Origin of the sequence: Rhodoplanes sp. P11 (genome assembly GCF_964266735.1) — a bacterium.
Classification (GTDB): Bacteria; Pseudomonadota; Alphaproteobacteria; order Rhizobiales; family Xanthobacteraceae; genus Rhodoplanes; species Rhodoplanes serenus.
Genome location: NZ_CAXWGY010000019.1, coordinates 64,464 through 84,104, shown reverse-complemented (window position 1 = coordinate 84,104; position 19,641 = coordinate 64,464). Strand labels below are relative to the sequence as shown.

The 19,641-nt window shown below is 71.8% G+C and carries 20 protein-coding genes and 1 pseudogene; 11 read left to right on the top strand and 10 right to left on the bottom strand.

Annotated elements, in window-relative coordinates:
* Nucleotides 1–128: 128 nt before the first annotated feature.
* The 3 genes from ACFQUV_RS19530 to fabD all read right to left on the bottom strand — a co-directional run bounded on the left by ACFQUV_RS19530 (nucleotide 129) and on the right by fabD (nucleotide 2,325).
* Nucleotides 129–368, bottom strand: a complete 240-nt coding sequence (locus tag ACFQUV_RS19530; protein ID WP_111387151.1) for an acyl carrier protein — start codon at nucleotides 366–368, stop codon at nucleotides 129–131.
* Nucleotides 369–622: 254 nt separating this feature from the next.
* On the bottom strand, nucleotides 623–1,360 hold the full coding sequence (fabG, locus tag ACFQUV_RS19525) for a 3-oxoacyl-[acyl-carrier-protein] reductase (RefSeq protein WP_111387149.1): 738 nt from the start codon (nucleotides 1,358–1,360) through the stop codon (nucleotides 623–625).
* Nucleotides 1,360–2,325, bottom strand: a complete 966-nt coding sequence (gene fabD, locus ACFQUV_RS19520; RefSeq protein ID WP_129608819.1) for an ACP S-malonyltransferase — start codon at nucleotides 2,323–2,325, stop codon at nucleotides 1,360–1,362. The genes fabG and fabD overlap by 1 nt, the downstream gene beginning before the upstream one ends.
* A 378-nt stretch (nucleotides 2,326–2,703) precedes the next feature.
* Between fabD and rpsF the strand changes: the two genes are divergently transcribed.
* The 4 genes from rpsF to rplI all read left to right on the top strand — a co-directional run bounded on the left by rpsF (nucleotide 2,704) and on the right by rplI (nucleotide 5,268).
* Nucleotides 2,704–3,177, top strand: a complete 474-nt coding sequence (gene rpsF / locus ACFQUV_RS19515; RefSeq protein WP_111387145.1) for a 30S ribosomal protein S6 — start codon at nucleotides 2,704–2,706, stop codon at nucleotides 3,175–3,177.
* Between the two features lie 11 nt (nucleotides 3,178–3,188).
* The gene (gene rpsR / locus ACFQUV_RS19510) at nucleotides 3,189–3,428 is read left to right on the top strand and encodes a 30S ribosomal protein S18 (RefSeq protein WP_111387157.1); all 240 of its coding nucleotides are present in this window, start codon (nucleotides 3,189–3,191) and stop codon (nucleotides 3,426–3,428) included.
* 162 nt (nucleotides 3,429–3,590) lie between these two features.
* A complete protein-coding gene (locus tag ACFQUV_RS19505; RefSeq protein WP_129608818.1) occupies nucleotides 3,591–4,640 on the top strand; it encodes a DUF2232 domain-containing protein in 1,050 nt (349 codons plus the stop codon).
* 46 nt (nucleotides 4,641–4,686) lie between these two features.
* The gene (gene rplI, locus ACFQUV_RS19500; RefSeq protein ID WP_129608817.1) at nucleotides 4,687–5,268 is read left to right on the top strand and encodes a 50S ribosomal protein L9; all 582 of its coding nucleotides are present in this window, start codon (nucleotides 4,687–4,689) and stop codon (nucleotides 5,266–5,268) included.
* Nucleotides 5,269–5,427: 159 nt separating this feature from the next.
* Here the strand turns inward: rplI and hisI are convergent, their stop codons facing one another.
* Nucleotides 5,428–5,949: a phosphoribosyl-AMP cyclohydrolase gene (gene hisI / locus ACFQUV_RS19495; RefSeq protein WP_129608816.1), complete on the bottom strand. Its 522-nt coding sequence runs from the start codon at nucleotides 5,947–5,949 to the stop codon at nucleotides 5,428–5,430.
* 79 nt (nucleotides 5,950–6,028) lie between these two features.
* On the bottom strand, nucleotides 6,029–6,703 hold the full coding sequence (gene folE, locus ACFQUV_RS19490) for a GTP cyclohydrolase I FolE (RefSeq protein ID WP_129608815.1): 675 nt from the start codon (nucleotides 6,701–6,703) through the stop codon (nucleotides 6,029–6,031).
* 310 nt (nucleotides 6,704–7,013) lie between these two features.
* Here folE and ACFQUV_RS19485 point away from each other — a divergent pair, with 310 nt between their 5' ends.
* Entirely contained in the window at nucleotides 7,014–7,460 is a 447-nt protein-coding gene (locus ACFQUV_RS19485; RefSeq protein WP_129608814.1) for an iron-sulfur cluster assembly scaffold protein, read from the top strand.
* Nucleotides 7,461–7,494: 34 nt separating this feature from the next.
* On the opposite strand, the gene ACFQUV_RS19480 is transcribed toward ACFQUV_RS19485, so the two are convergent.
* A complete protein-coding gene (locus ACFQUV_RS19480) occupies nucleotides 7,495–8,817 on the bottom strand; it encodes a hypothetical protein (RefSeq protein WP_129608813.1) in 1,323 nt (440 codons plus the stop codon).
* Nucleotides 8,818–9,101: 284 nt separating this feature from the next.
* Here ACFQUV_RS19480 and yidD point away from each other — a divergent pair.
* Nucleotides 9,102–9,407 (top strand): annotated as a pseudogene (gene yidD, locus ACFQUV_RS19475) (membrane protein insertion efficiency factor YidD); the annotation flags it as partial.
* A 74-nt stretch (nucleotides 9,408–9,481) separates the two neighbouring features.
* Here the strand turns inward: yidD and ACFQUV_RS19470 are convergent.
* A complete protein-coding gene (locus ACFQUV_RS19470; RefSeq protein WP_165363854.1) occupies nucleotides 9,482–10,951 on the bottom strand; it encodes a hypothetical protein in 1,470 nt (489 codons plus the stop codon).
* Between the two features lie 41 nt (nucleotides 10,952–10,992).
* A complete protein-coding gene (locus tag ACFQUV_RS19465) occupies nucleotides 10,993–12,237 on the bottom strand; it encodes a TAXI family TRAP transporter solute-binding subunit (RefSeq protein WP_129608810.1) in 1,245 nt (414 codons plus the stop codon).
* A gap of 452 nt (nucleotides 12,238–12,689) precedes the next feature.
* On the opposite strand from ACFQUV_RS19465, the gene thrS reads away from it, so the two are divergent.
* Nucleotides 12,690–14,666: a threonine--tRNA ligase gene (gene thrS, locus ACFQUV_RS19460; RefSeq protein WP_129608809.1), complete on the top strand. Its 1,977-nt coding sequence runs from the start codon at nucleotides 12,690–12,692 to the stop codon at nucleotides 14,664–14,666.
* A 50-nt stretch (nucleotides 14,667–14,716) separates the two neighbouring features.
* Here thrS and ACFQUV_RS19455 read toward each other — a convergent pair whose 3' ends face one another.
* Nucleotides 14,717–15,034, bottom strand: a complete 318-nt coding sequence (locus ACFQUV_RS19455) for a c-type cytochrome (RefSeq protein ID WP_129608808.1) — start codon at nucleotides 15,032–15,034, stop codon at nucleotides 14,717–14,719.
* Nucleotides 15,035–15,269: 235 nt separating this feature from the next.
* Nucleotides 15,270–16,415 (bottom strand): hypothetical protein, encoded by a 1,146-nt coding sequence (locus ACFQUV_RS19450; RefSeq protein WP_207211445.1) that lies wholly within the window; start codon nucleotides 16,413–16,415, stop codon nucleotides 15,270–15,272.
* A 282-nt stretch (nucleotides 16,416–16,697) separates the two neighbouring features.
* On the opposite strand from ACFQUV_RS19450, the gene ACFQUV_RS19445 reads away from it, so the two are divergent.
* From ACFQUV_RS19445 to ACFQUV_RS19430, 4 genes are all read left to right on the top strand, one after another.
* Nucleotides 16,698–17,267 carry a nitroreductase gene (locus ACFQUV_RS19445; RefSeq protein ID WP_111385948.1) on the top strand — a complete coding sequence of 190 codons (570 nt, stop codon included), beginning with the start codon at nucleotides 16,698–16,700 and terminating at the stop codon, nucleotides 17,265–17,267.
* 410 nt (nucleotides 17,268–17,677) lie between these two features.
* Entirely contained in the window at nucleotides 17,678–17,989 is a 312-nt protein-coding gene (locus ACFQUV_RS19440) for a hypothetical protein (RefSeq protein WP_129608807.1), read from the top strand.
* A 285-nt stretch (nucleotides 17,990–18,274) separates the two neighbouring features.
* The gene (locus tag ACFQUV_RS19435) at nucleotides 18,275–18,571 is read left to right on the top strand and encodes a metalloregulator ArsR/SmtB family transcription factor (protein ID WP_129608806.1); all 297 of its coding nucleotides are present in this window, start codon (nucleotides 18,275–18,277) and stop codon (nucleotides 18,569–18,571) included.
* Nucleotides 18,568–19,641, top strand: coding sequence for a permease (locus tag ACFQUV_RS19430; protein ID WP_129608805.1), 1,074 nt, complete (start codon nucleotides 18,568–18,570; stop codon nucleotides 19,639–19,641). The genes ACFQUV_RS19435 and ACFQUV_RS19430 overlap by 4 nt, the downstream gene beginning before the upstream one ends.

Genomic DNA, 19,641 nt, shown 5'->3' with positions numbered 1-19,641 from the left:
CCGCGTGTCTCGGAGCACCGAGCCCGACCGGCCGGAGCACGGCGGCGGGCGATATCGGGAACGAACGGCAGCGACTTCGGGCGGGAATGCGCCGCAGGCGATCTCCTGCGGCGGCGGCGACAGGCAGTTCAGCTCTTGGCGTTCTTCTCGAGGAACTTCACGGCGTCGCCGACCGTCAGAATGGTCTCGGCGGCGTCGTCCGGAATCTCGCAGCCGAACTCTTCCTCGAACGCCATGACGAGTTCGACCGTGTCGAGGCTGTCGGCGCCGAGATCGTCGATGAAGCTCGCGTTCTCGGTCACCTTGTCGGCCTCGACGCCCAGATGCTCCACGACGATTTTTTTGACCCGCTCGCCAATATCACTCATTGTCAACCTCGTGTTGTCGGCACCTCGCCCGATGCGCCTGCACCGGATCGCGTCCGGGAAGCAAACGTCACCGCGGCAGCCTCGTCTTGAAGGACGTCGTGAACGCTCATCCGGTCAAGGGGTGAATGCCGTCTCCCCAGCCCCGTCGCATCTTCCTCGTCCAGCCCAGCGGATCGGTTATCATACTTCCCCGGCGTTGACCAGAAGTGCCGGACGGCCCGCAACCGACCCCTGTGCGAACCGGGAAACCCCAATCAGATCATCACCATGCCACCGTTGACGTGGAGCGTCTGGCCGGTCGTGTAGGCGGCCTCCGCGGAGGCCAGATAGACCACCGCGGCGGCGATCTCCTCGGAGGTTCCGAGGCGGCCCGCCGGCACCCGCGACAGCACCGTCTCGCGCTGCTTGTCGTTGAGCACGTCGGTCATCGCGGTGGCGATGAAGCCGGGCGCCACGCAGTTCACCGTGATGCCGCGCGAGGCGACCTCCTGGGCCAGCGCCTTGCTCATGCCGATCATGCCGGCCTTGGCGGCCGCGTAGTTGCCCTGCCCCGGATTGCCGCTGACCCCGACCACCGAGGTGATCGAGACGATTCGGCCGAAGCGGCGGCGCATCATGCCCTTCACGGCGGCACGCGCCAGCACGAAGGCGGCGGTGAGATCGACCGCGATGACGTCGTCCCACTCGGCGTCCTTCATCCGCATGAAGATGTTGTCGCGCGTCAGGCCGGCATTGTTGACCAGGATGTCGAGCTGGCCCATCGCGGCCTCGGCGGCCGGCACCAGCGTCTCCACCGCGGCGCGGTCGGCGAGATTGCACGGCAGCGCGTGGATGCGCTCGCCGAGCTCGGCCGCCAGGGCCTCCAGCTTGTCGGCCTTGGTGCCGGAGATCGCCACGGTGGCACCGCGTCCGTGCAGGGCGCGCGCGATGGCGCCACCGATACCGCCGGTCGCGCCGGTGACGAGGGCGGTCTTGCCCGAGAGATCGAACATCACGCCGCCCCCTGCTGGAGCGCGGCGCGCGCCGCCACGAAGGCGGCGACATCGGCCGGCGTGCCGATGGCCGAGCCGGTGGCCCCGTCGGCGATGCGCTTTACGAGGCCGGTGAGCACCTTGCCGGCCCCCACCTCGTAGAAGGTGGTCAGTCCGGCCTTGGCCATGCAGGCGACCGATTCGCGCCAGCGCACCGTGCCGGTGACCTGGGCGATCAGCGCCGCCACGATCTGGTCCGGCTCGCTGATCGGCGCCGCCAGCACGTTGGCGACCACCGGCACCACCGGGCGGCGCACCGTCACGCCTTTCAGCGCCTCGGCCATCACGTCGGCGGCGGGCTGCATCAGAGCACAATGGAAGGGAGCGGAGACCGGCAGCAGCGTGGCCCGCTTGGCGCCGCGGCCCTTGGCGATCTCGACGGCGCGCTCGACCGCCGCCTTCTCGCCCGACACCACCACCTGGCCGCCGCCATTGTCGTTGGCGGCCTGGCAGACGACGCCCTGCGCCGCCTCGGCGGCGACCGCCGCCGCCTCGTCGAACTCCATGCCGAGCAGCGCCGCCATGGCGCCGACGCCGACCGGCACCGCCTTCTGCATGGCCCGGCCGCGGGTGCGGACGAGCCGCGCCGTGTCGGCGATGGTCAGCGCCCCGGCGGCCGCCAGCGCCGAATACTCGCCGAGCGAATGGCCGGCCACGAACGCGGCCTCGCGCGACAGATCGAGCCCCGCCTCCTGCTCCAGCACCCGCAGCACCGCGAGCGACACCGCCATCAGGGCGGGCTGGGTGTTCTCGGTCAGCATCAGGGTCTCGGCCGGTCCTTCGAAGATGATCGACGACAGCTTGTCGCCGAGCGCCTCGTCGACCTCCTCGAACACGGCGCGGGCGACCGGGAAGGCGTCGGCCAGCGCCTTGCCCATGCCCACCGCCTGGCTGCCCTGGCCGGGAAATACGAATGCGACCGCCATGGATGCGTCCCTCTCTGAATCCCGGCCGCTAACACGCAGGGGGACCGCGGCAAGTCAAGTGTGACGGACACTTACTCCCGCAGACCCGCCAGAACCCGCCCGCCGGGCCGGGCCGGCCGGCGCGCCACCCGGCGGAGCCGCTCCGGGAACCGGCCGCCGGCTTGCGTTTGACGGCGAAAGCCGTATAAACGCGCGCTTCGGCTCGGCTCCGGCCGGGGGCTGAACGGACGGCTGCGCCGATTCCGCAAGGGATCGACCGGCAGGACCCTTCGAGGGTCCGGCGTCCCGTGTTCCCGCCTTCAGAGCTTTCGCGCCTTTCCCGAAGGGCACGAAGGGCTTCGCGTCGGACCCGCCGCCACGAACCAGGAAAGGCAGTCCATGCCACTGTATGAACACGTGTATCTTGCGCGCCAGGATCTCTCGGCGCAGCAGGTCGACGAGCTGACGACCCAGTACAAGGGCGTCATCGAGCAGCTCGGCGGCGCGGTCTCCAAGGTCGAGTACTGGGGCGTCAAGTCCCTGACCTACCGGATCAACAAGAACCGCAAGGCGCACTTCACCCTGCTCAACATCGAGGCCCCGGCGGCCGCGGTGGCGGAGGTGGAGCGCCAGCAGCGCATCAGCGAGGACGTGCTGCGCGCCCTGACCGTCAAGGTCGACGAGCTGGAGGCCGGCCCCTCGGCCATGATGCGCAAGTCCGACCGCGACGAGCGCGACCGGGATCGCCGGCCGGGCGAGCGCGGCGAGCGTGGCGATCGGGACCGCGATCGCGGCGACCGTCGTCCGCCGCGTGACCGCGGCCCGCGCGAGGATCGCGCCGAGACCGCCGACGCCGAAGCCACCGGGGAGTGAGCGCCATGGCCATGCAGTCCGCCGGCGCCCGCCGGCCCTTCTTCCGTCGCCGCAAGACCTGCCCGTTCTCCGGCGCCAACGCCCCGAAGATCGACTACAAGGACGTGCGTCTGCTCCAGCGCTACATCTCGGAGCGCGGCAAGATCGTGCCGAGCCGCATCACCGCGGTGTCGGCCCGTAAGCAGCGCGAGCTGGCCCGCGCCATCAAGCGCGCCCGCTTCCTCGGCCTGCTGCCCTACGTGATTCGCTGAGCCGAATCGGCTGAGCTGCCACGGTCGGCGAGCGCCGGCCGCGGCCACGATCCTCGCGGCCCGCCCTGCCCCTGCGGCGTGGCGGGCCGTCTTCCGGGTTGGGGCGGACGGTCTCACGACGTCGATCCGCCTCTAACCGCTCGACGAGCGGGACAGCACACGATGGCTCAGTTCATCCTGGTCGGCCTCGGCGCCGGCGCGGTCGCGGCGCTCACCTTCGCGGCGCTGGTCGGCGGCTCGCCGCTGTCGATGCTGCTGTTCTATCTGGCGCCGCTCCCCGTCATCATCGCGGCGCTCGGCTGGAGCCACTGGGCCGGGCTGCTGGCCGCCCTGGTTGGCACCGCGGCGCTGGCCGCCTGGTTCGGCACCCTGTTCTTTCTCGTCTTCCTGATCGGATTGGCGCTGCCGGGCTGGTGGCTCGCCTATCTGGCGCTGCTGGCGCGGCCGGCGACGGCCGGAAACGTGCCCGTGCCGGCCGCCGTGACGACGGCCCCCGCCCCCGACGGCACCGGCGCGACCGAGTTGGCGCCGGCAGGACCGCCGCTCGACTGGTATCCGGTCGGCCGCCTGGTGCTGTGGGCCGCCCTGCTCGGCGCCACCGCGGTGGCCCTCTCGCTGCCGACCTTCGGGGATGACGTCGAGAGCATTCGCGCGACCCTCAAGGAGGGCTTCTCCCGCGTGCTGCGCCAGCGCCCGATCCCCGGTGCCGACGGCACGGTCGCGGTGCCCGGCGTGTCGGAGCCCGGGCCGCTGATCGAGTTCCTGGCCGCCGCCCTGCCGCCCGCCGCAGCCGTGCTGATGACGATGACGCTGCTGTTCAACCTGTGGCTCGCCGGCCGCGCCGTGTCGATCTCGGGCCGGCTGCCGCGCCCCTGGCCGGTGCTGTCCGACACCGCCTTCCCGGCGAGCGCGACGGTGCTGCTCGGCGCCATGGTGGCGGGCTCGTTCCTGCCCGGCCTGATCGGCCTGATCGCCAGCCTGTTCGCGGCGAGCCTGCTGGTCGCCTTCACGGCGCTCGGCTTCGCGGTGCTGCACGCCCTCACCCGGCGGCTGAAGAGCCGCGGCCTGGTGCTGTCGGTTCTCTACGCCTCGGTGATGCTGTTCGCCTGGCCGCTGTTCGCCGTGATGCTGGTCGGCCTCACCGACACCGCCATCGATCTCAGACGCCGATTTGGCGGCGCGCCGGCGGCCCACTCGGGCGACGGGTCTTGAGTCTCGCACACCACCTTCAGACAACGAGTTCCACGAGGAGAGCGACATGCAAGTGATTCTGCTGGAAAGGGTCGGCAACCACGGCCAGATGGGAGACGTCGTCCGGGTGCGTGACGGCTTCGCGCGCAACTTCCTGCTGCCGCAGGGCAAGGCGCTGCGCGCCACCAAGGAGAACCTGGCCCGCTTCGAGGGCATGAAGGCGCAACTCGAGGTCCGCAACCTGGAGCGCCGGGGCGAGGCCGAGAAGGTCGCCGAGAAGCTCGACGGCAAGACCTTCACGGTGCTGCGCCAGGCGTCCGACATCGGCCAGCTCTACGGCTCGGTGACCACCCGCGACATCGCCGGCCTCCTGGTCGATGCCGGCTTCACGGTCGACCGCAGCCAGGTCGCCATCAACGCGCCGATCAAGACCGTCGGATCGCACAGCGTGCCGCTGGTGCTACATCCCGAGCTGACCGTGGCGGTCGCCATCATCGTGGCCCGCAACGCCGACGAGGCGGAGCGCATCGGCCGCGGCGAGGACGTCACCGCGCGGCGCGAGGACCGCGAGGTGGCGGACGCCGCCGCCGAGGAGTTCTTCGAGAATCCGGAGGCCGGCCAGGCCGGGCTCGACGCCGAGGAGGCGTGATCCCGAGGTCGCCGAGGCCGGCTCCTGCGAGCCGGCCAACCGGCTTCGAGTCGGCGTCATGGCCGGGCCGGCCACAGGCCGCGACCCGGCCATCCATCTCATGGCGAGCACCGATGCGCGGGTCCGCCCGCGCAAAACGGTAGCGCGACCGATTCGGCGCTACTCGGTTGCCGGCGGCTCGCCGGTCGACGGTGTCGAGCCGGACGGCGTCGCCGCCGCTTTGGTCTTCGGCTCCCCGCCATACACGGCGGCCGGATCGAACACCCGCTCGGCCTTCTTGAATTGCAGCACCAAGGTGTGCCCGGCCGGCTCGCGCAGCGACACGGCGCGGTAGAAGCACGAGGCGCGGCCGGTGTGGCAGGTGCCCGGCGCCGCCTGCTCGACCCGCAGCAGCAGCGCATCTTGATCGCAGTCGACCCGCATTTCCAGGATGCGCAGCACGTGGCCGGAGGTCTCGCCCTTCTTCCACAGCGCGCCGCGCGAGCGGCTGTAGAACCACGCCTCGCAGGTCTCGATCGACTTGGCGAGGGCGGCGTCGTTCATCCAGGCCAGCATCAGCACCTCGCCCGACCAGGCATCGGCGACGATCGCCGGAATGAGGCCGTCGGCGTCGAACTTGGGGGCGAAGACGCGCCCCTCCTCGATCTGCTCGGTGGTGCCGCGGGGCGCGAAAGTCTTCATCGGGACGCACGATCACAGGGGACGAAGGAAGGCGCCGGTCGCTGCCGCAGGTCCCCGTCCCGCCGGCGGGCCGGAGCGGTCAGCCGATGCCGTTGCGCACCAGATTGAGGAAGCGGAGCTGCTCGCCGGGATCGTCGCGGAAGACGCCGGTGAACTGCGTCGTGATGGTGCGGCTGCCGACCTTGGCGACGCCGCGCATCGACATGCAGGTGTGCTCGGCCTCCAGCATCACGGCGACGCCGCGCGGCTTCAGCACCGTGTCGATCTCGGTGACGATCTCGGAGGAGAGCCGCTCCTGGGTCTGGAGCCGGCGCGCGAAGATGTCGATCACCCGGGCGATCTTCGACAGGCCGACGACACGCTCGACCGGCAGGTAGCCGACATGGGCGCGGCCGACGAACGGCATCATGTGATGCTCGCAATGCGAGCTGAACGGGATGTCGCGCACCAGCACGATGTCGTCGTAGGTGCCGATCTCCGAGAAGGTGCGCTCCAGCGCCTCGCCGGGCTGCTCGCGGTAGCCGCCGTACAGCTCGTCGAAGGCCGAGACGACGCGGCGCGGCGTATCCAGCAGGCCCTCGCGGTCGGGATCGTCGCCGATATAGCCGAGCAGCACGCGGACGGCGGCCTCGGCCTCCGCCCGGCTCGGCCGTGCCGGAGCGCCGCTCGGCGCGCCGCTCGGCGCGGGACCTGTCGGAACGGCGGGATCGGACGAACGGGCGGCCGGGGTCAGCGTCTTGGTGACAGTGTCCATCGCGGCGGAGTTCTCCGTTCGGCCGACATGCCGGGAAACGAACCAGATCGGCGCAACCGGCGCAACCGGCGCAACCGGGGGCGCGCAGGACTTGCAGCGCCGCGACCACTCGTCGCCCGCGGGCGCGGCCCCGCCCGACCGTCGCGGCCGCCGACGACCGACGGTGGCGCTGCAACCACCCGAGCATGTGGGAGCGGACGCGCGCCGTCGCAAGCGACCCTCGCCCGCCCCGGCCGACATCCTATATGACGGGATATAGTCGGTGACGCACACCGAGGCAAATCGGCGCCCGGGCGCCCGCGGACGAGCCATGCTGAACGACGTCTACAATCGCCGCATCCTCGAACTGGCCGGCAACATCCCGCGGCTCGGCCGCCTGAACGATCCGGACGCGAGCGCCACGGCGCATTCGCGCCTGTGCGGCTCGACCGTCACGGTCGACATCAAGGTCGACGGCGACACCGTCGTCGACTTCGGCCATGTGGTGAAGGCGTGCGCGCTCGGCCAAGCCTCGTCCTCGATCATGGCGAGCCATGTGGTCGGCGCCACGGCCGACGAGCTGCGCTCGCTGCGCGAGACGGTGCGCCGCATGCTCAAGGAGAACGGGCCGCCGCCGGACGGACGTTGGGCCGAGGTCGCGGTGCTGGAGCCGGTGCGCGACTACAAGGCACGCCATGCCTCCACCCTGCTCACCTTCGACGCGGTGGTGTCGGCGCTCGACCAGATCGCCGCGGCGCGCGGAAGCGGCGCCGCATAGCGCGGCCGGCCCTCCCGGGCACGGCGAGCCTTGGTCAGCGCGCCGCCGCCTCCAGCCGCGCGTGGGTGTCGCGCACGGCGGTGTCGCGCCCCACCGCAGGATCGCGCAGCGCCGCGTCGCGCTTGGCCGGGCCGCGGCCGCATCCTGTCTCGAGCTGGCCGAACACCTTGCCGATGCCGGCATTGCCGATGCGGATCGAGGTCGCGGCGAGACCGCCGGCGGCGGTCTGCACCGACAGCGAACGGGCCGCCGCCGTCGCGAAGGCCCGCACCAGCGGGGCCGGGACGGTCGCCACCGCCACCGTCTCGATCGGCTGGCCGTCGGCACGCCGGGACGAGGACAGGATGTCGAGCTTCACGTCGGTCTGCTCGATCCACAGCCGCACCTGGTCGATCGCGGCCGCCTGGCCGGCCGACCCGCCGGCCGCGACCTGCCGGCGCTCCGCATAGGTGAGCGCATAGGTGCCGGGAGCATCGCCGCAGGACAGGCCCACATCGAAGCTGCCGATGCGCTCGCCCTCGACGGTGAGCGGATGCCGCCGCACCAGCATGGTGCCGCTACCCCCCTCGACGACGCTCCAGCCGCGCTCGCTCGCGGCCGCGGCGCGATCCATCGAAACCGCCACCGGCGTCACCGCCGCGGACGCCTGGGTGGCCGCCACGGCAGGCGGCGGCGCCTCGCGGTCGAGCCCGGTGCGGCGCAGTTCGTCCCGGCTGAGCAGGCGCATCGGCTCCCACGGCGGAATGCGGAGCGCGATCTCGATCAGCTCGGCCGCGCCCCCCATGTCGGCCGTGTAGCGGACGATCTGGCCGATGTCGCGCTGCACCAGCACGAGATCCTCGGCCGAGTAGCTCGCCGCCACCGCGTCGTCGCGGCGGTCGCCGAGCCAGATCTGATGCACCAGCACGCGCGAGCGCGCCGGCACCTCGCGGGCGACGCCGCCGAGCAGCACGAAGGCGCACATCGATTCGCAGTTGGCCGGCGCGATGCGGGCCGGCTTGCCGGGACCGCCCGAACGGTCGGCGCGCCCCACCGTGGTGTCGAGCCCGAGCCGGCGGATGCTGCGCCCGAACGCCAGGGCCCCGACCACCGAGCCGCCGTCCGAGTCGAGCACCACGGTGGCGTCGCGCAGGCTGCGCTCGGCCGCGAAGGCCTCGAATCGACGCGGCGTGTCGGCGGTGATCATGCCAGCCGCGAACACCAGCGAGCGGCAATCCTTGCCGCACGGCACCGCCGGCTCCTGCACGACGAACTGCATGGGGAGCGTGCGGGGATTGGCCGGCAGCTCCGGCGTGGCGGCGACCACGGGCAGCGCACAGAGTGCGAGCGCCAGGCCGCCGACCCAAGAACGTTTCATCGTGGTCCCCGTGCTGTGTCGATTCAGCAACGCTTGTTCTACTTACCTTTCCGAGCCACTTGTTATTGTTGTTGTTTAAGTCTCCGTCATGAGGCCACACAGCGATACTTAGCGGCAACTGTGATCTTACGTACGCAATCGACCGTCGCAAGCGGCCCTTTTGGGGCAGAAGGGTGACGGATTACCGCACTCGGGCGATGCTCCGGCGCGCCGCGCCCGGCCGACGCGGCTCTCGCCACCCGACCTCTTGCCGGCGCTGCTCCAACGGCTACTTTGCAAGGACGATGCCAACCACCCGCCCCACCGACACGGTCCGGCGCCTGCCGCGGCTCCTCGCCCGCGGGCTCATCCGCGGCTACCAGCTCACGGTGTCGCCGTTTCTCGGCTCCGACTGCCGGCACCTGCCGACCTGCTCGGTCTATGGCGACGAGGCGATTGGACGGTTCGGCCTGTGGGCGGGCGGCTGGATGACCCTGGCGCGGTTCTGCCGCTGCCATCCGCTCGGCACCCGCGGGCTCGACTTCGTGCCGGGCGCGCTGCCGGCGCACGCCCGCTGGTGGCTGCCGTGGCGCTACGGCCGCTGGCGCGGCACCCTGGCCGAGCCGCCGCCTTCACCGGCCGGGCCGACCGCTGCACCAAACACCGATGCCCCCGACACGCCGGCTCAGCGAGCCGATCCGCCTAGCCCGTCCAGCCGCCGCGCCGCATCGGCCGAGCCGAGCTCGGCGGCGCGCTGATACCAGGCGCGGGCCTGGGCCGGATCGGCGACCGCTCCGACGACATCGAGCTGCTTCAGCGCGACCGGATCGAAGCTCGAGCCGAGCAGCAGCGCCGCCTGGGCGTCGCCCGCCTCGGCGGCTCGCCGCAACAGCAGCCGGGCCGCGGCGAGATCGCCGCGAGCCAGGAACGCCTTGCCGCGGTCGAGCAGGATGGCTACCTCCTCGGGATCGACGGCCGCGACGGCACCGGCCGGCGCCGCACTCCCACCTTCGGCCCGCAGCGGCGGGCCGCTCGCGTCGCGTCCGCCGACCGCCGCTCCACTCCCCTCGCCGCCCAGCGGCGTGATCACGGCGCCGCCCCAGGCGATCCGCATGGCGCTGCGATCGCCGACCGAGTCGTCGGCGAGCCGCAGCTCCAGCGTCAGATCCATGATGCCGGCGAAGTCGCGCGGCGGCACCACGGCGGCACGGCCGAGCTCGCCGAGCGGAACCCGCCAGCGGTCGGCCGCCAGGGCGGTGCCGGCGGTGAGCCGGGCGCCCGGCACCAGGCCGGACACCATCAGGCTGCCGTCGCCGAGACCGCGGGTGAGCCCGACCCCGAGGCCGACCGGCTCGCTGCGGCCGGCGCGGCGCAGCTCCACCAGCACCAGCCGCACCGGCGGAGTGCGCTCCAGCGCCGTCACCAGGGCACGGTCGGCGGTGGAGCCGGCGAGCGGCGCGCCGCCCTCGGGCTCCGTCCGGAGCGCCCGGTCCGGGCCCGGAAACAGCACCAGCACCAGCATCAGCGCGACCGCGGCGGCGACGCCGCACAGGGCGGCGAGCACCACGGCGCCGCGCCCGCGGGACGGGCGCCACTCGGGTTGCGGCGGCTCGGGCTGCAAATGCGGATCGAGCGCCAGGCGGCGCGTCAGCTCCCGCATGGCGACGTCGCCCGCGAACGGCCGCGTCCGCAGCCAGCCGAAGCCACCCGGATCGCCGGGCTGCGGCACGGTCGCCGGCGCATCCTCGACCACGGGGGGATCGACCGCCCGCCCCACCGCGACCGCATGCCCCGCCGCGATCGACGGCGGCGCAACGGGAGGCGGCACGACCGGAGATGCGGCCACGACGGGCTCGGCCGGGCGGGACGAGACCGGCGCATGTCCGGCGGCGGCGGGCGGCTCCGGCTCGCCCGGCGGCTCGCGCGGCGGCGCGGCCGGCACCGTCTCGGCGTCGGGGGCGACCGCTTCGGCGTCGGCGGGTGGTCCGGCCGCCGGCAGTTCCGGCCGGCCCGGGTCGCCGTCGGCCGCGGGAGCGAGCGGCGCCGGAGCGTCCCCGTCGGGCTCGGCCGGGCGGTCCGGACCGGCCCGCCGCGCCCAAGGCGGCGCATAGCGCAGCGGATCGCCGAAGCCGTGGTCGTCCGTCGGCGCACTCATCGCGGTCCTCCACCCGGGCGGCCCCTCGTGGACCGGCCGGCTCAGCGTCGCTCGCGCGTCTCGTTCCAGCGCAGGAACTCCCGAAACAGCCGCTCGCGGTCGGCCGGTGTCGTCGTCTCGTCGAGGGCGACGCGGCGGCTCGCCAGGAACGCATCGAAGCGCTCGCGCGACAGCTCGGACGCCGCCGGCGCCTGACGGCGCAGCCATGCCTCCGCCGGGGCGAAGCGGGCCAGGCCCGGCACGGTGGCGCTCAGGCTGGTCTCGCGCCACTTGGGATGGCGCGGCGGCTTCTGAAGCTCGGCGAGCCGCGGAAACAGCCGCTCGACGAACTGCTCCAGGCGGCGATGACCCTCCGACCCCTTGGGCCAGGCATTGGCGAACAGGACGGTGCCGACCGCGACGGTCTCCACCGCAGTGCCGGGCGCGATCAGATCCGGATAGTCGGCAGCCGTCAGGCTCGCCGGCAGGAAGTCGGCCTGGAGCGGCTTGGCGAACGGCACCGGCAACAGCCGGAACTCGCGGCCGACGAGACGCGACAGCGCCGCTGCCGGCTTGCCGGAGACCAGCACGGCCGCGGCGATCTCGCCCGACCGCAGCTTCTCGACGGCGTCGGCCGGGCCGACCGCGACCTCGACCGGGGTGACGCCGAGGCGCGCGAAGACATCGCGCACGACCAGCCGGGTGCCCGACTGCGCGTCGCCGACCGCGACCGGCTTGTCGGCGAGATCGGCCACGCCGGCGAACGGCGCGTCGGCGCGCACCAGAATGTGGAGCTCCTCGTTGAACAGCTTGGCGATGTAGACGAGCTTGTCGGCCTCGGCGCGCTCGCGTGGCAGCGCCGTGGTGGTCGCGATGCCGAGATCGATGCCGGGCAGTGCTCGAAGATCGCGGACGTTCTGTCCGCCGCCCTTGCCGACGAACGGCAGGATGCGGAACTGATCTCCGTCGTCGAGGACGGCGGACAGATCGCACGCGACGGCGAGATCGGTGGTGTCGATCGGGCCGGAGACGATCGAGACGGTGGTCGGCCGGCTTGGTGCCGCCTCGGCGGGCCGCCGCACCGGCGGCCGGGGCCGCAGACGCGGCGCGGCCGGCGCAGCGGCGGGCGCCGCCTCGGGCGCGGTGCGCAGAAGGGTCTGGGCGGAAGCGGAATCGACCGACGCGATCGTCACGACCAGGGATGCCGTGATGGCGACGGCCAGCACCCCCGCCATGGCGGCGCGGGCCGCGATCCAGACATGAGAGCAGACATGCCGCCAGCGAGGCCGCTGCGGGCGTTCAACCATGACATGGTCCCCGTGCTCGGAGCCGTGCTCCGGACACGCTGGCCCACGACGACGGCAACGCCTTTCGGCGCGACGGTCGGACCCGTGTGGGCCGCGCTGCCCGGCCGCTCCGCCGCGGCCGACGCGGGCGCGTGCGCCCAGCCGATCGGCCTGGTCGATGCGACGACGATCGCGATTGATGCTGTGCTGGTCGCTCTCCCCCTGTCCCCGTGAAGGACGGTGACTCTGCAATTTGTCGTCATTGTGATCACCGTTAAGGTTTCGTCAGGACTTGTGAGCGGACGGAGCGCATCGCTCGAAGCCGCCATGCGGCCTCTCTGCCCGCCTCCGCGCGGGCACGAACCGCAAACTGGCCCCGCCTTGCACGGCGCCCCCGCCCTGCTATATCCGACGCCACCACGACATCCGCTTACCTGCGTTCGTAGGCAGCGAGTGAGCAACAGGAGCAGAAGATGGTCGCCCTGACCTTTCCCGACGGCGCGCGTCGGGAGTTTCCCGACGGCATCACCGGCCTCGACATCGCCAAGGGCATCTCGCCCTCGCTCGCCAAGCGCACCGTCGCCATGGCGCTCGACGGCGTGCTCGCCGACCTGACCGATCCGATCGACCGGGATGCCGCGATCGAGTTCGTGTCGCGCGACGATCCGCGTGCCCTCGAGCTGATCCGCCACGACGCCGCCCATGTGATGGCCGAGGCCGTGCAGGCGCTGTGGCCCGGCACCCAGGTGACCATCGGGCCGGTGATCCAGAACGGCTTCTACTACGACTTCTTCCGCAACGAGCCGTTCACGCCCGACGACTTCGCGGCGATCGAGAAGAAGATGAAGGAGATCATCGCGCGCGATCGGCCGTTCACCAAGGAGGTGTGGTCGCGCGACGAGGCCAAGCGCGTCTTCGACGAGAAGGGCGAGAGCTTCAAGGTCGAGCTGGTCGACGCCATCCCCGAGGACCAGTCGATCAAGATCTACAAGCAGGGCGACTGGTTCGATCTCTGTCGCGGCCCGCACATGACCTCGACGGGCAAGATCGGCACCGCATTCAAGCTGATGAAGGTGGCGGGCGCCTATTGGCGCGGCGACCATCGCAACCCGATGCTGACCCGCATCTACGGCACCGCCTGGGCCAAGCAGGAGGACCTCGACGCCTACCTGAAGCAGATCGAGGAAGCCGAGAAGCGCGACCACCGGCGGCTCGGCCGCGAGCTCGATCTCTTCCACTTCCAGGAGGAAGGCCCGGGCGTCGTGTTCTGGCACGCCAAGGGCTGGTCGATGTTCCAGTCGGTGATCGCCTACATGCGCAGGCGTCTGGCGGCCGACTACGACGAGGTGAACGCCCCGCAGATGCTCGACAAGTCGCTGTGGGAGACCTCGGGCCACTGGGAATGGTACCGCGAGAACATGTTCGCGGCGCAGTCGGCCGGCGACGAGGCGGAGGACAAGCGCTGGTTCGCCATCAAGCCGATGAACTGCCCGGGCCATGTGCAGATCTTCAAGCACGGGCTGAAGAGCTATCGCGACCTGCCGATCCGCCTCGCCGAGTTCGGCGTGGTGCATCGCTACGAGCCGTCCGGCGCCATGCACGGCCTGATGCGGGTGCGCGGCTTCACCCAGGACGACGCTCACATCTTCTGCAACGAGGATCAGCTCGCCGACGAGTGCCTGAAGATCAACGAACTGATCCTGACGACCTACGCGGACTTCGGCTTCGAGGCGGATCTGGTAGTGAAGCTCTCGACCCGGCCGGAGAAGCGCGTCGGCTCGGATGCCTCGTGGGATCACGCCGAGGCCGTGATGGCGACGGTGCTGGAGACCATCCGGGCGCAGTCGGACGGCCGCATCAAGACCGAGGTCAATCCGGGCGAAGGCGCCTTCTACGGGCCGAAGTTCGAGTACGTGCTGCGCGACGCCATCGGCCGCGACTGGCAGTGCGGCACCACGCAGGTGGACTTCAACCTGCCGGAGCGGTTCGGCGCCTTCTACATCGACGCCGACGGGCAGAAGAAGACGCCCGTGATGGTCCACCGCGCCATCTGCGGCTCGATGGAGCGCTTCCTCGGCATCCTGATCGAGCACCACGCCGGCCACTTCCCGCTGTGGCTCGCGCCCGTGCAGGCGGTGGTGGCGACCATCACCTCGGACGGCGACGACTACGCCCGCGAGGTGGTGGAGGCGGCGCGCCGTCTCGGGCTTCGGGTGCAGATCGACCTGCGCAACGAGAAGATCAACTACAAGGTCCGCGAGCACTCGGTCGCCAAGGTGCCGGTGCTGCTGGTCGTCGGCAAGAAGGAGGCGGCCGAGCGCGCCGTCTCGATCCGCCGGCTCGGCAGCGACCGCCAGAGCGTGACGCCGCTCGATCAGGCGCTCGCCGCGCTGGTCGACGAGGCGGTGCCGCCGGACCTCAAGCGCGCCGCGACGACGGCCACCGCGTAACGCCGCGGGGCGTAGCCGCGGCTGCGCCCGTCACGGCCGCATCGGCGCCGTCACGGCTTGTTCGGCGCCAGGCTCTTGATGTAGGCGGCGATGTCGGCCGCCTCGGCGCGGCTCAGCCCCATGTCGGGCATGCGCGGGTGCGGATCGAGCAGGAACAGCGCGAGCGCCGCGGCATCGAAGCCCGGCTGCCGCGCGATGCTGCCGAACGGCCGCGCCTCGCCGGTCGCCTGGGTCTGGTCGGACGACACCACATGGCAGGTGGCGCACCAGCGCTGCGCGATGTCGCCGCCGCGCTGCGGATCGGGCGACGCCGGCCCGGTGCCCGGCCGCGGTGCCTGAGCAGAAGCCGTCACCGACACGGCGGCCATCGCGAAAACCCCGGCAAGACCGAGGGCGGCGGAGCGGAACGGGCTTCGAAGCAAGAAGCCGGCGGGAGACGAAGAACCGAGCGGGCTGCGAAGCGGCATCTGACAATCCTGGAACGACACACGGTCGACGGACCCGAGTCGAAGCCGCACCAGCATGGCGCGAACCGGCAGGCTTGTCGCGGGAATTCAGTGGCCGCCGAGCACCGCGATGTCGGTCGCGCGCGGGCGGTGCGGCTCAGCGGGCCAAGAGCTCGATCTCGCCGTCGACCCCGGTGATGACCTTGAAGTCGCGCTCGAAGGAGCGGCCGTCGTTGCGCGCGATGGCGCGGTAGTCGCCCTCGGCCAGCACCACGCGCGGGAAGGCGCCGATCGATTCCTTGATCACGTCGCCGCCCGGCGTCAGCACCGTCCAGTTGGTGTTGGCGAGCGCCTCGCCGCCACGGTCGGAGACGAGCTTGAGGGTGATGACGGCGGCGCGATGCGTCACCGTCACGTCGGTGAGCTTGCCGGGCTGCACGCGGATGTCCGAGCGGACCACGGCGTTGGAGTCGCCGTAGTTGGAGACGATGTGATAGGTGCCCTCGGGCAGCACCACGACGTCGCCGGTCATCACCGCCTGCGCCACCTGGCGCTTGTCGCCGGGCTCGAACTGGCTGCCGTGAAAGACGTCGAAGGCGATCTGGCCGGCCGGGATGCGGACATTGCCGACGCGGCCCTCGATGCGCAGGCCGCCGGCCGGCAGGTCGAACACCTCGCGCACCGGCTCGTCGCGCAGACGCACCGTCTTGGCGGCACTGGCGAGCCCGAACGCCACATGCACCACATAGTCGCCGGGCGGCAGCGCCAGATTGGGGGTCGGGTTGCGGTCTTCGCGCAGCGGACGGAACGAGCCGGTGATGTCGGGCCGCACCGGATAGACGCGCCAGACGACGCCGCCGTTGATCGCCGTGCTGTCGCGGCCGTAGCGGGCCGCGAGCGCCAGCGGCACCTCCTTCGGCACCGCCGGCGTGATGGTGGTGGCGGCGGGCGGCAGCGCCGCCGTCGCGCCGGGGCCGAGCGGCACGGGAGCGGGCGGCGCCCCGGGTGGCGGCGCCAGCGTCTGCATGACGGGCGACGGCGGGCTCGGCACGCCTCCGCCGCCACCGGGCGGCATCAGGCTGGCACCGGGCGGCGCCGGCTGCGGGGTCGACGACGGCGACAGGAATCCACTGAACGGCAGCGAGTTCACGAAGCGCTGCATGGCGCCCACGATGGCCTGCTCGGGGCGGTTCTGGGCGGCGGCCGGCAGTGGCGCCAGCACCACCAGCGTCGCGATCACCACGGGGCCGAAAAGCTTGGGGCCGAGCAACGAGGGGGCAAACGATCCGGCGGCAGCGACCATGGCACAGACGCGGCCACGCGCCGACGAGGCCGCGGCGGTCACGGCCGCCCGGCATCTGCCGATGTTGCGGATCGAGCCACCCCCTGCCCTGATCATGGCGACAGTTACGCGGCACTTTGAGGCAATTTCAAGCCCCGCCACCCTTTATCGGCCTGGTGGCCTGTGCTAGCCGGCAGGCTCGCAGGCGCCCGTCGGCGCCCGCGGCGCACCCTCCGGGGCTGCGCCGAAGTTGCCCGCGAATGCTCGCTCGCATTGCCGCGCCCAGGGGAGATTTTCTCGACCATGCCCGACGCCCTCGCGCTCCTGAAGACCCGCCGCTCGGTGAAGCCGGACCAGCTCTCCGGACCACCGCCGACGGCCGACGAGATCGACACCATGCTGACCATCGCGGCGCGGGTGCCGGATCACGGCCGCCTGGTGCCGTGGCGCTTCATCCTGTTCGAAGGCGACCACCGCGAGGAGGCCGGAGCCGCCATCGCGTCCGCCTACGCGGCCAAGTATCCGGATGCGACCGGCGATCAGCTCTATTTCGAGACCCAGCGGCTCGCCCGCGCGCCGCTGGTGATCGGGGTGGTGTGCAGCGCCCAGCCTGGCCAGAAGATCCCGGAATGGGAGCAGCAGCTCTCCGGCGCCGCCGTAGCGATGAATCTGCTGCACGCCGCCACCGCGCTCGGCTACGCCGCCAGCTGGCTCACCGAATGGTACGCCTACGACCGCCAGGTGATGCGCGCCTACGGGCTCGAGGACCACGAGCGCTTCATCGGCTTCGTCCATGTCGGCCGCCACGACGGCACCCCGGAGGACCGGCCGCGGCCGGCGTTGGCCGACATCGTCACCCGCTTCGAGGCGTGAGCCGACCGGAGCGTGCCGACCCAGTCACGCAGGCGGCGGCGCCTACCGGCCCGCCGCGTCGCTTTGCTTCGGCAAACATCAATCCCACATCCAGTCGTCCCCCGCAGCTCGGGGGCCTTGAGATAGCTTTGGCTCTGATTGTGGGGGCAACCTGAGCAATCATGCAGGGCCGCACTGCGAGCCATCGCACCGCCATAATCGAAACGAAGCGCTGCGTCGCAATTCGATACTTTCCGTGACGTTCTCCGGGCCATGGACGTCTCGTGCTCTGCTTCAAGGAGCTGCCGGCTGCACCTTTTGTTGATTGGCGGAACCGCGTGCTGCACCGCACATGCCGTCGCGACGGACCACGCCACTCCCGCCCGGCGGCGACCTTTCCGTCTGCGCCGCCGATCTTTGGAGCCTCGCTCATGTCCACCCGTTTCCGTTCGACCACCGCCCGCGCCGCCCTGGTCGCCGCCGTGACCCTCGCGACCGTGACGGGCGCGTTCGCGGCGCCGCGCGGCGCCGGCGCCCATCACCACGCTCGGGATGCCGCAAGGCACGATCACGCCGGCTACGGCGCCTATGCGGCGAGCCCGGCGCCGGTGTTCGGCGGCGGCGTGTACGCGCCCACGGGCCCCGGCCTGTATGCCCCCGCGATGCCTTACGGCGTGTCCCCCTACGCTTCGTCGGACTCCGATCGGCTAGACCCGGCCAAGGGCCACATCCAGGGGAACTGATCCGCGATCACGGCGCACTCGCGCGACGCGCGCCCTCTCGCCAAGAGGCCGGCCCCCGGGCCGGCCTCTTCTCGTTCCAGCCCTTTCGTGCCCGTCTCGTCCGTCTCCTGTGCCATCCTCGTGCCGCCTCCCCGCTCCTGAGCGTCGCTACCATCCGTCCGAGCTCTTCCTGCCACGAGCCGGCATGCCGAGCCGTCGACCGACGCCGGCAAGGCCCGCCGACAAGGCGACACCATTCTTCATGTTTGCGCTTGCGCGCATATGCGCATTGGCTCACAATGCCTCATGGCCGATGCCCTGACCATCCTGGCCGCCCTCGCCGAGCCGACCCGCCTGGCCGCCGTGCGCCTGCTGTGGGACGGACGCGAGCACTGCGTCTGCGAGCTGACCCGGGCGCTCGGTGCCAGCCAGTCACGGATGTCGCGCCACATGGCGGTGCTCAAGAGCGCCGGCCTGTTCCTCGACCGCCGCGACGCCCAGTGGGTGCGCTACCGCCGCGCCCCGGACCTGTCGCCCGAGATCGTCGCGCTGGTCGACGCGGCCCTGGCAATCCCGGATACCGCCCGGAGGACCGCCGCATGACCCTCGCCGGCCCCGCACCGCTTCCCTCGGCGCCGCTGCCTCCGGGCCGGCGGCCGGTGGCGGGGCGGATCGCGGGGCTGGCCGTGCTGGCGGTCGGCTGGGTCGCCATCTATTCCGGACTGCGGCCGGCCGCCGATGCCCTCGTCCGACTGACGCCGCTCGACCCTGCGGGAGCGCTCGGCCAGGCAGTCGCATTCTTCCTCTACGACACCCCCAAGGTGCTGATGCTGCTGACCCTCGTGGTCTTCGCCATGGGCGTGGTGCGCAGCTTCTTCTCGCCGGAGCGCACCCGCGCGCTCCTCGCCGGCCGGCGCGAGGGCATCGGCAACGTGTTGGCGGCCGCGCTCGGGGTGCTGACGCCGTTTTGCTCGTGCTCGGCGGTGCCGTTGTTCATCGGCTTCGTCTCGGCCGGGGTGCCGCTCGGCGTCACCTTCTCGTTCCTGATCGCCGCCCCGATGATCAACGAGGTCGCGCTCGGCCTGCTGTTCGCGCTGCTCGGCTGGCAGGTCGCCCTCGCCTATCTCGGCTTCGGCCTCGCCATCGCCATCGTGGCCGGCTGGACCATCGGCCGGCTGCATCTGGAAGGTTGGCTGGAGGGCTGGGTCCGCGAGCTGCGCACCGCCCCGGCCGATCTCCCGCCATCGTCCCTCGGGCTCGCCGAGCGGATCGACGCCGGCACCGAGGCGGTGCGCGACATCGTCGGCCGCGTATGGCCGTGGGTGATCGCCGGCATCGCGGTCGGCGCCGGCATCCACGGCTGGGTGCCGGCCGATCAGCTCGCGCCGATCATGGGTCGCGACGCCTGGTGGTCGGTGCCGGCGGCGGTCGCCATCGGCATCCCGATGTACTCCAACGCGGCCGGCATCGTGCCGGTGGTCGAGGCGCTGCTCGGCAAGGGCGCGGCACTCGGCACCACCCTGGCCTTCATGATGAGCGTGATCGCGCTGTCGGCGCCGGAGCTGGTCATCCTGCGCAAGGTGCTCACCCTGCGGCTGATCGCCGTGTTCGTCGCCGTCGTCGGGCTCGGCATCCTGGCGGTCGGCTTCCTGTTCAACGCCCTGTTCGGGTGA

Bases quoted from the DNA above. Each gene is read 5' to 3' on its own strand.
- rplI (WP_129608817.1), top strand. From the start codon at position 4,687: ATGCAAGTGATTCTGCTGGAAAGGGTCGGCAACCACGGCCAGATGGGA.
- ACFQUV_RS19450 (WP_207211445.1), bottom strand. From the start codon at position 16,415: ATGGTCGCTGCCGCCGGATCGTTTGCCCCCTCGTTGCTCGGCCCCAAG.
- ACFQUV_RS19485 (WP_129608814.1), top strand. From the start codon at position 7,014: ATGCTGAACGACGTCTACAATCGCCGCATCCTCGAACTGGCCGGCAAC.
- ACFQUV_RS19455 (WP_129608808.1), bottom strand. From the start codon at position 15,034: ATGGCCGCCGTGTCGGTGACGGCTTCTGCTCAGGCACCGCGGCCGGGC.
- folE (WP_129608815.1), bottom strand. From the start codon at position 6,703: ATGGACACTGTCACCAAGACGCTGACCCCGGCCGCCCGTTCGTCCGAT.
- ACFQUV_RS19530 (WP_111387151.1), bottom strand. From the start codon at position 368: ATGAGTGATATTGGCGAGCGGGTCAAAAAAATCGTCGTGGAGCATCTG.
- ACFQUV_RS19470 (WP_165363854.1), bottom strand. From the start codon at position 10,951: ATGAGTGCGCCGACGGACGACCACGGCTTCGGCGATCCGCTGCGCTAT.
- rpsF (WP_111387145.1), top strand. From the start codon at position 2,704: ATGCCACTGTATGAACACGTGTATCTTGCGCGCCAGGATCTCTCGGCG.
- thrS (WP_129608809.1), top strand. From the start codon at position 12,690: ATGGTCGCCCTGACCTTTCCCGACGGCGCGCGTCGGGAGTTTCCCGAC.
- ACFQUV_RS19440 (WP_129608807.1), top strand. From the start codon at position 17,678: ATGTCCACCCGTTTCCGTTCGACCACCGCCCGCGCCGCCCTGGTCGCC.
- ACFQUV_RS19435 (WP_129608806.1), top strand. From the start codon at position 18,275: ATGGCCGATGCCCTGACCATCCTGGCCGCCCTCGCCGAGCCGACCCGC.
- fabD (WP_129608819.1), bottom strand. From the start codon at position 2,325: ATGGCGGTCGCATTCGTATTTCCCGGCCAGGGCAGCCAGGCGGTGGGC.
- ACFQUV_RS19430 (WP_129608805.1), top strand. From the start codon at position 18,568: ATGACCCTCGCCGGCCCCGCACCGCTTCCCTCGGCGCCGCTGCCTCCG.
- ACFQUV_RS19445 (WP_111385948.1), top strand. From the start codon at position 16,698: ATGCCCGACGCCCTCGCGCTCCTGAAGACCCGCCGCTCGGTGAAGCCG.
- ACFQUV_RS19465 (WP_129608810.1), bottom strand. From the start codon at position 12,237: ATGGTTGAACGCCCGCAGCGGCCTCGCTGGCGGCATGTCTGCTCTCAT.
- ACFQUV_RS19480 (WP_129608813.1), bottom strand. From the start codon at position 8,817: ATGAAACGTTCTTGGGTCGGCGGCCTGGCGCTCGCACTCTGTGCGCTG.
- ACFQUV_RS19505 (WP_129608818.1), top strand. From the start codon at position 3,591: ATGGCTCAGTTCATCCTGGTCGGCCTCGGCGCCGGCGCGGTCGCGGCG.
- rpsR (WP_111387157.1), top strand. From the start codon at position 3,189: ATGCAGTCCGCCGGCGCCCGCCGGCCCTTCTTCCGTCGCCGCAAGACC.
- hisI (WP_129608816.1), bottom strand. From the start codon at position 5,949: ATGAAGACTTTCGCGCCCCGCGGCACCACCGAGCAGATCGAGGAGGGG.
- fabG (WP_111387149.1), bottom strand. From the start codon at position 1,360: ATGTTCGATCTCTCGGGCAAGACCGCCCTCGTCACCGGCGCGACCGGC.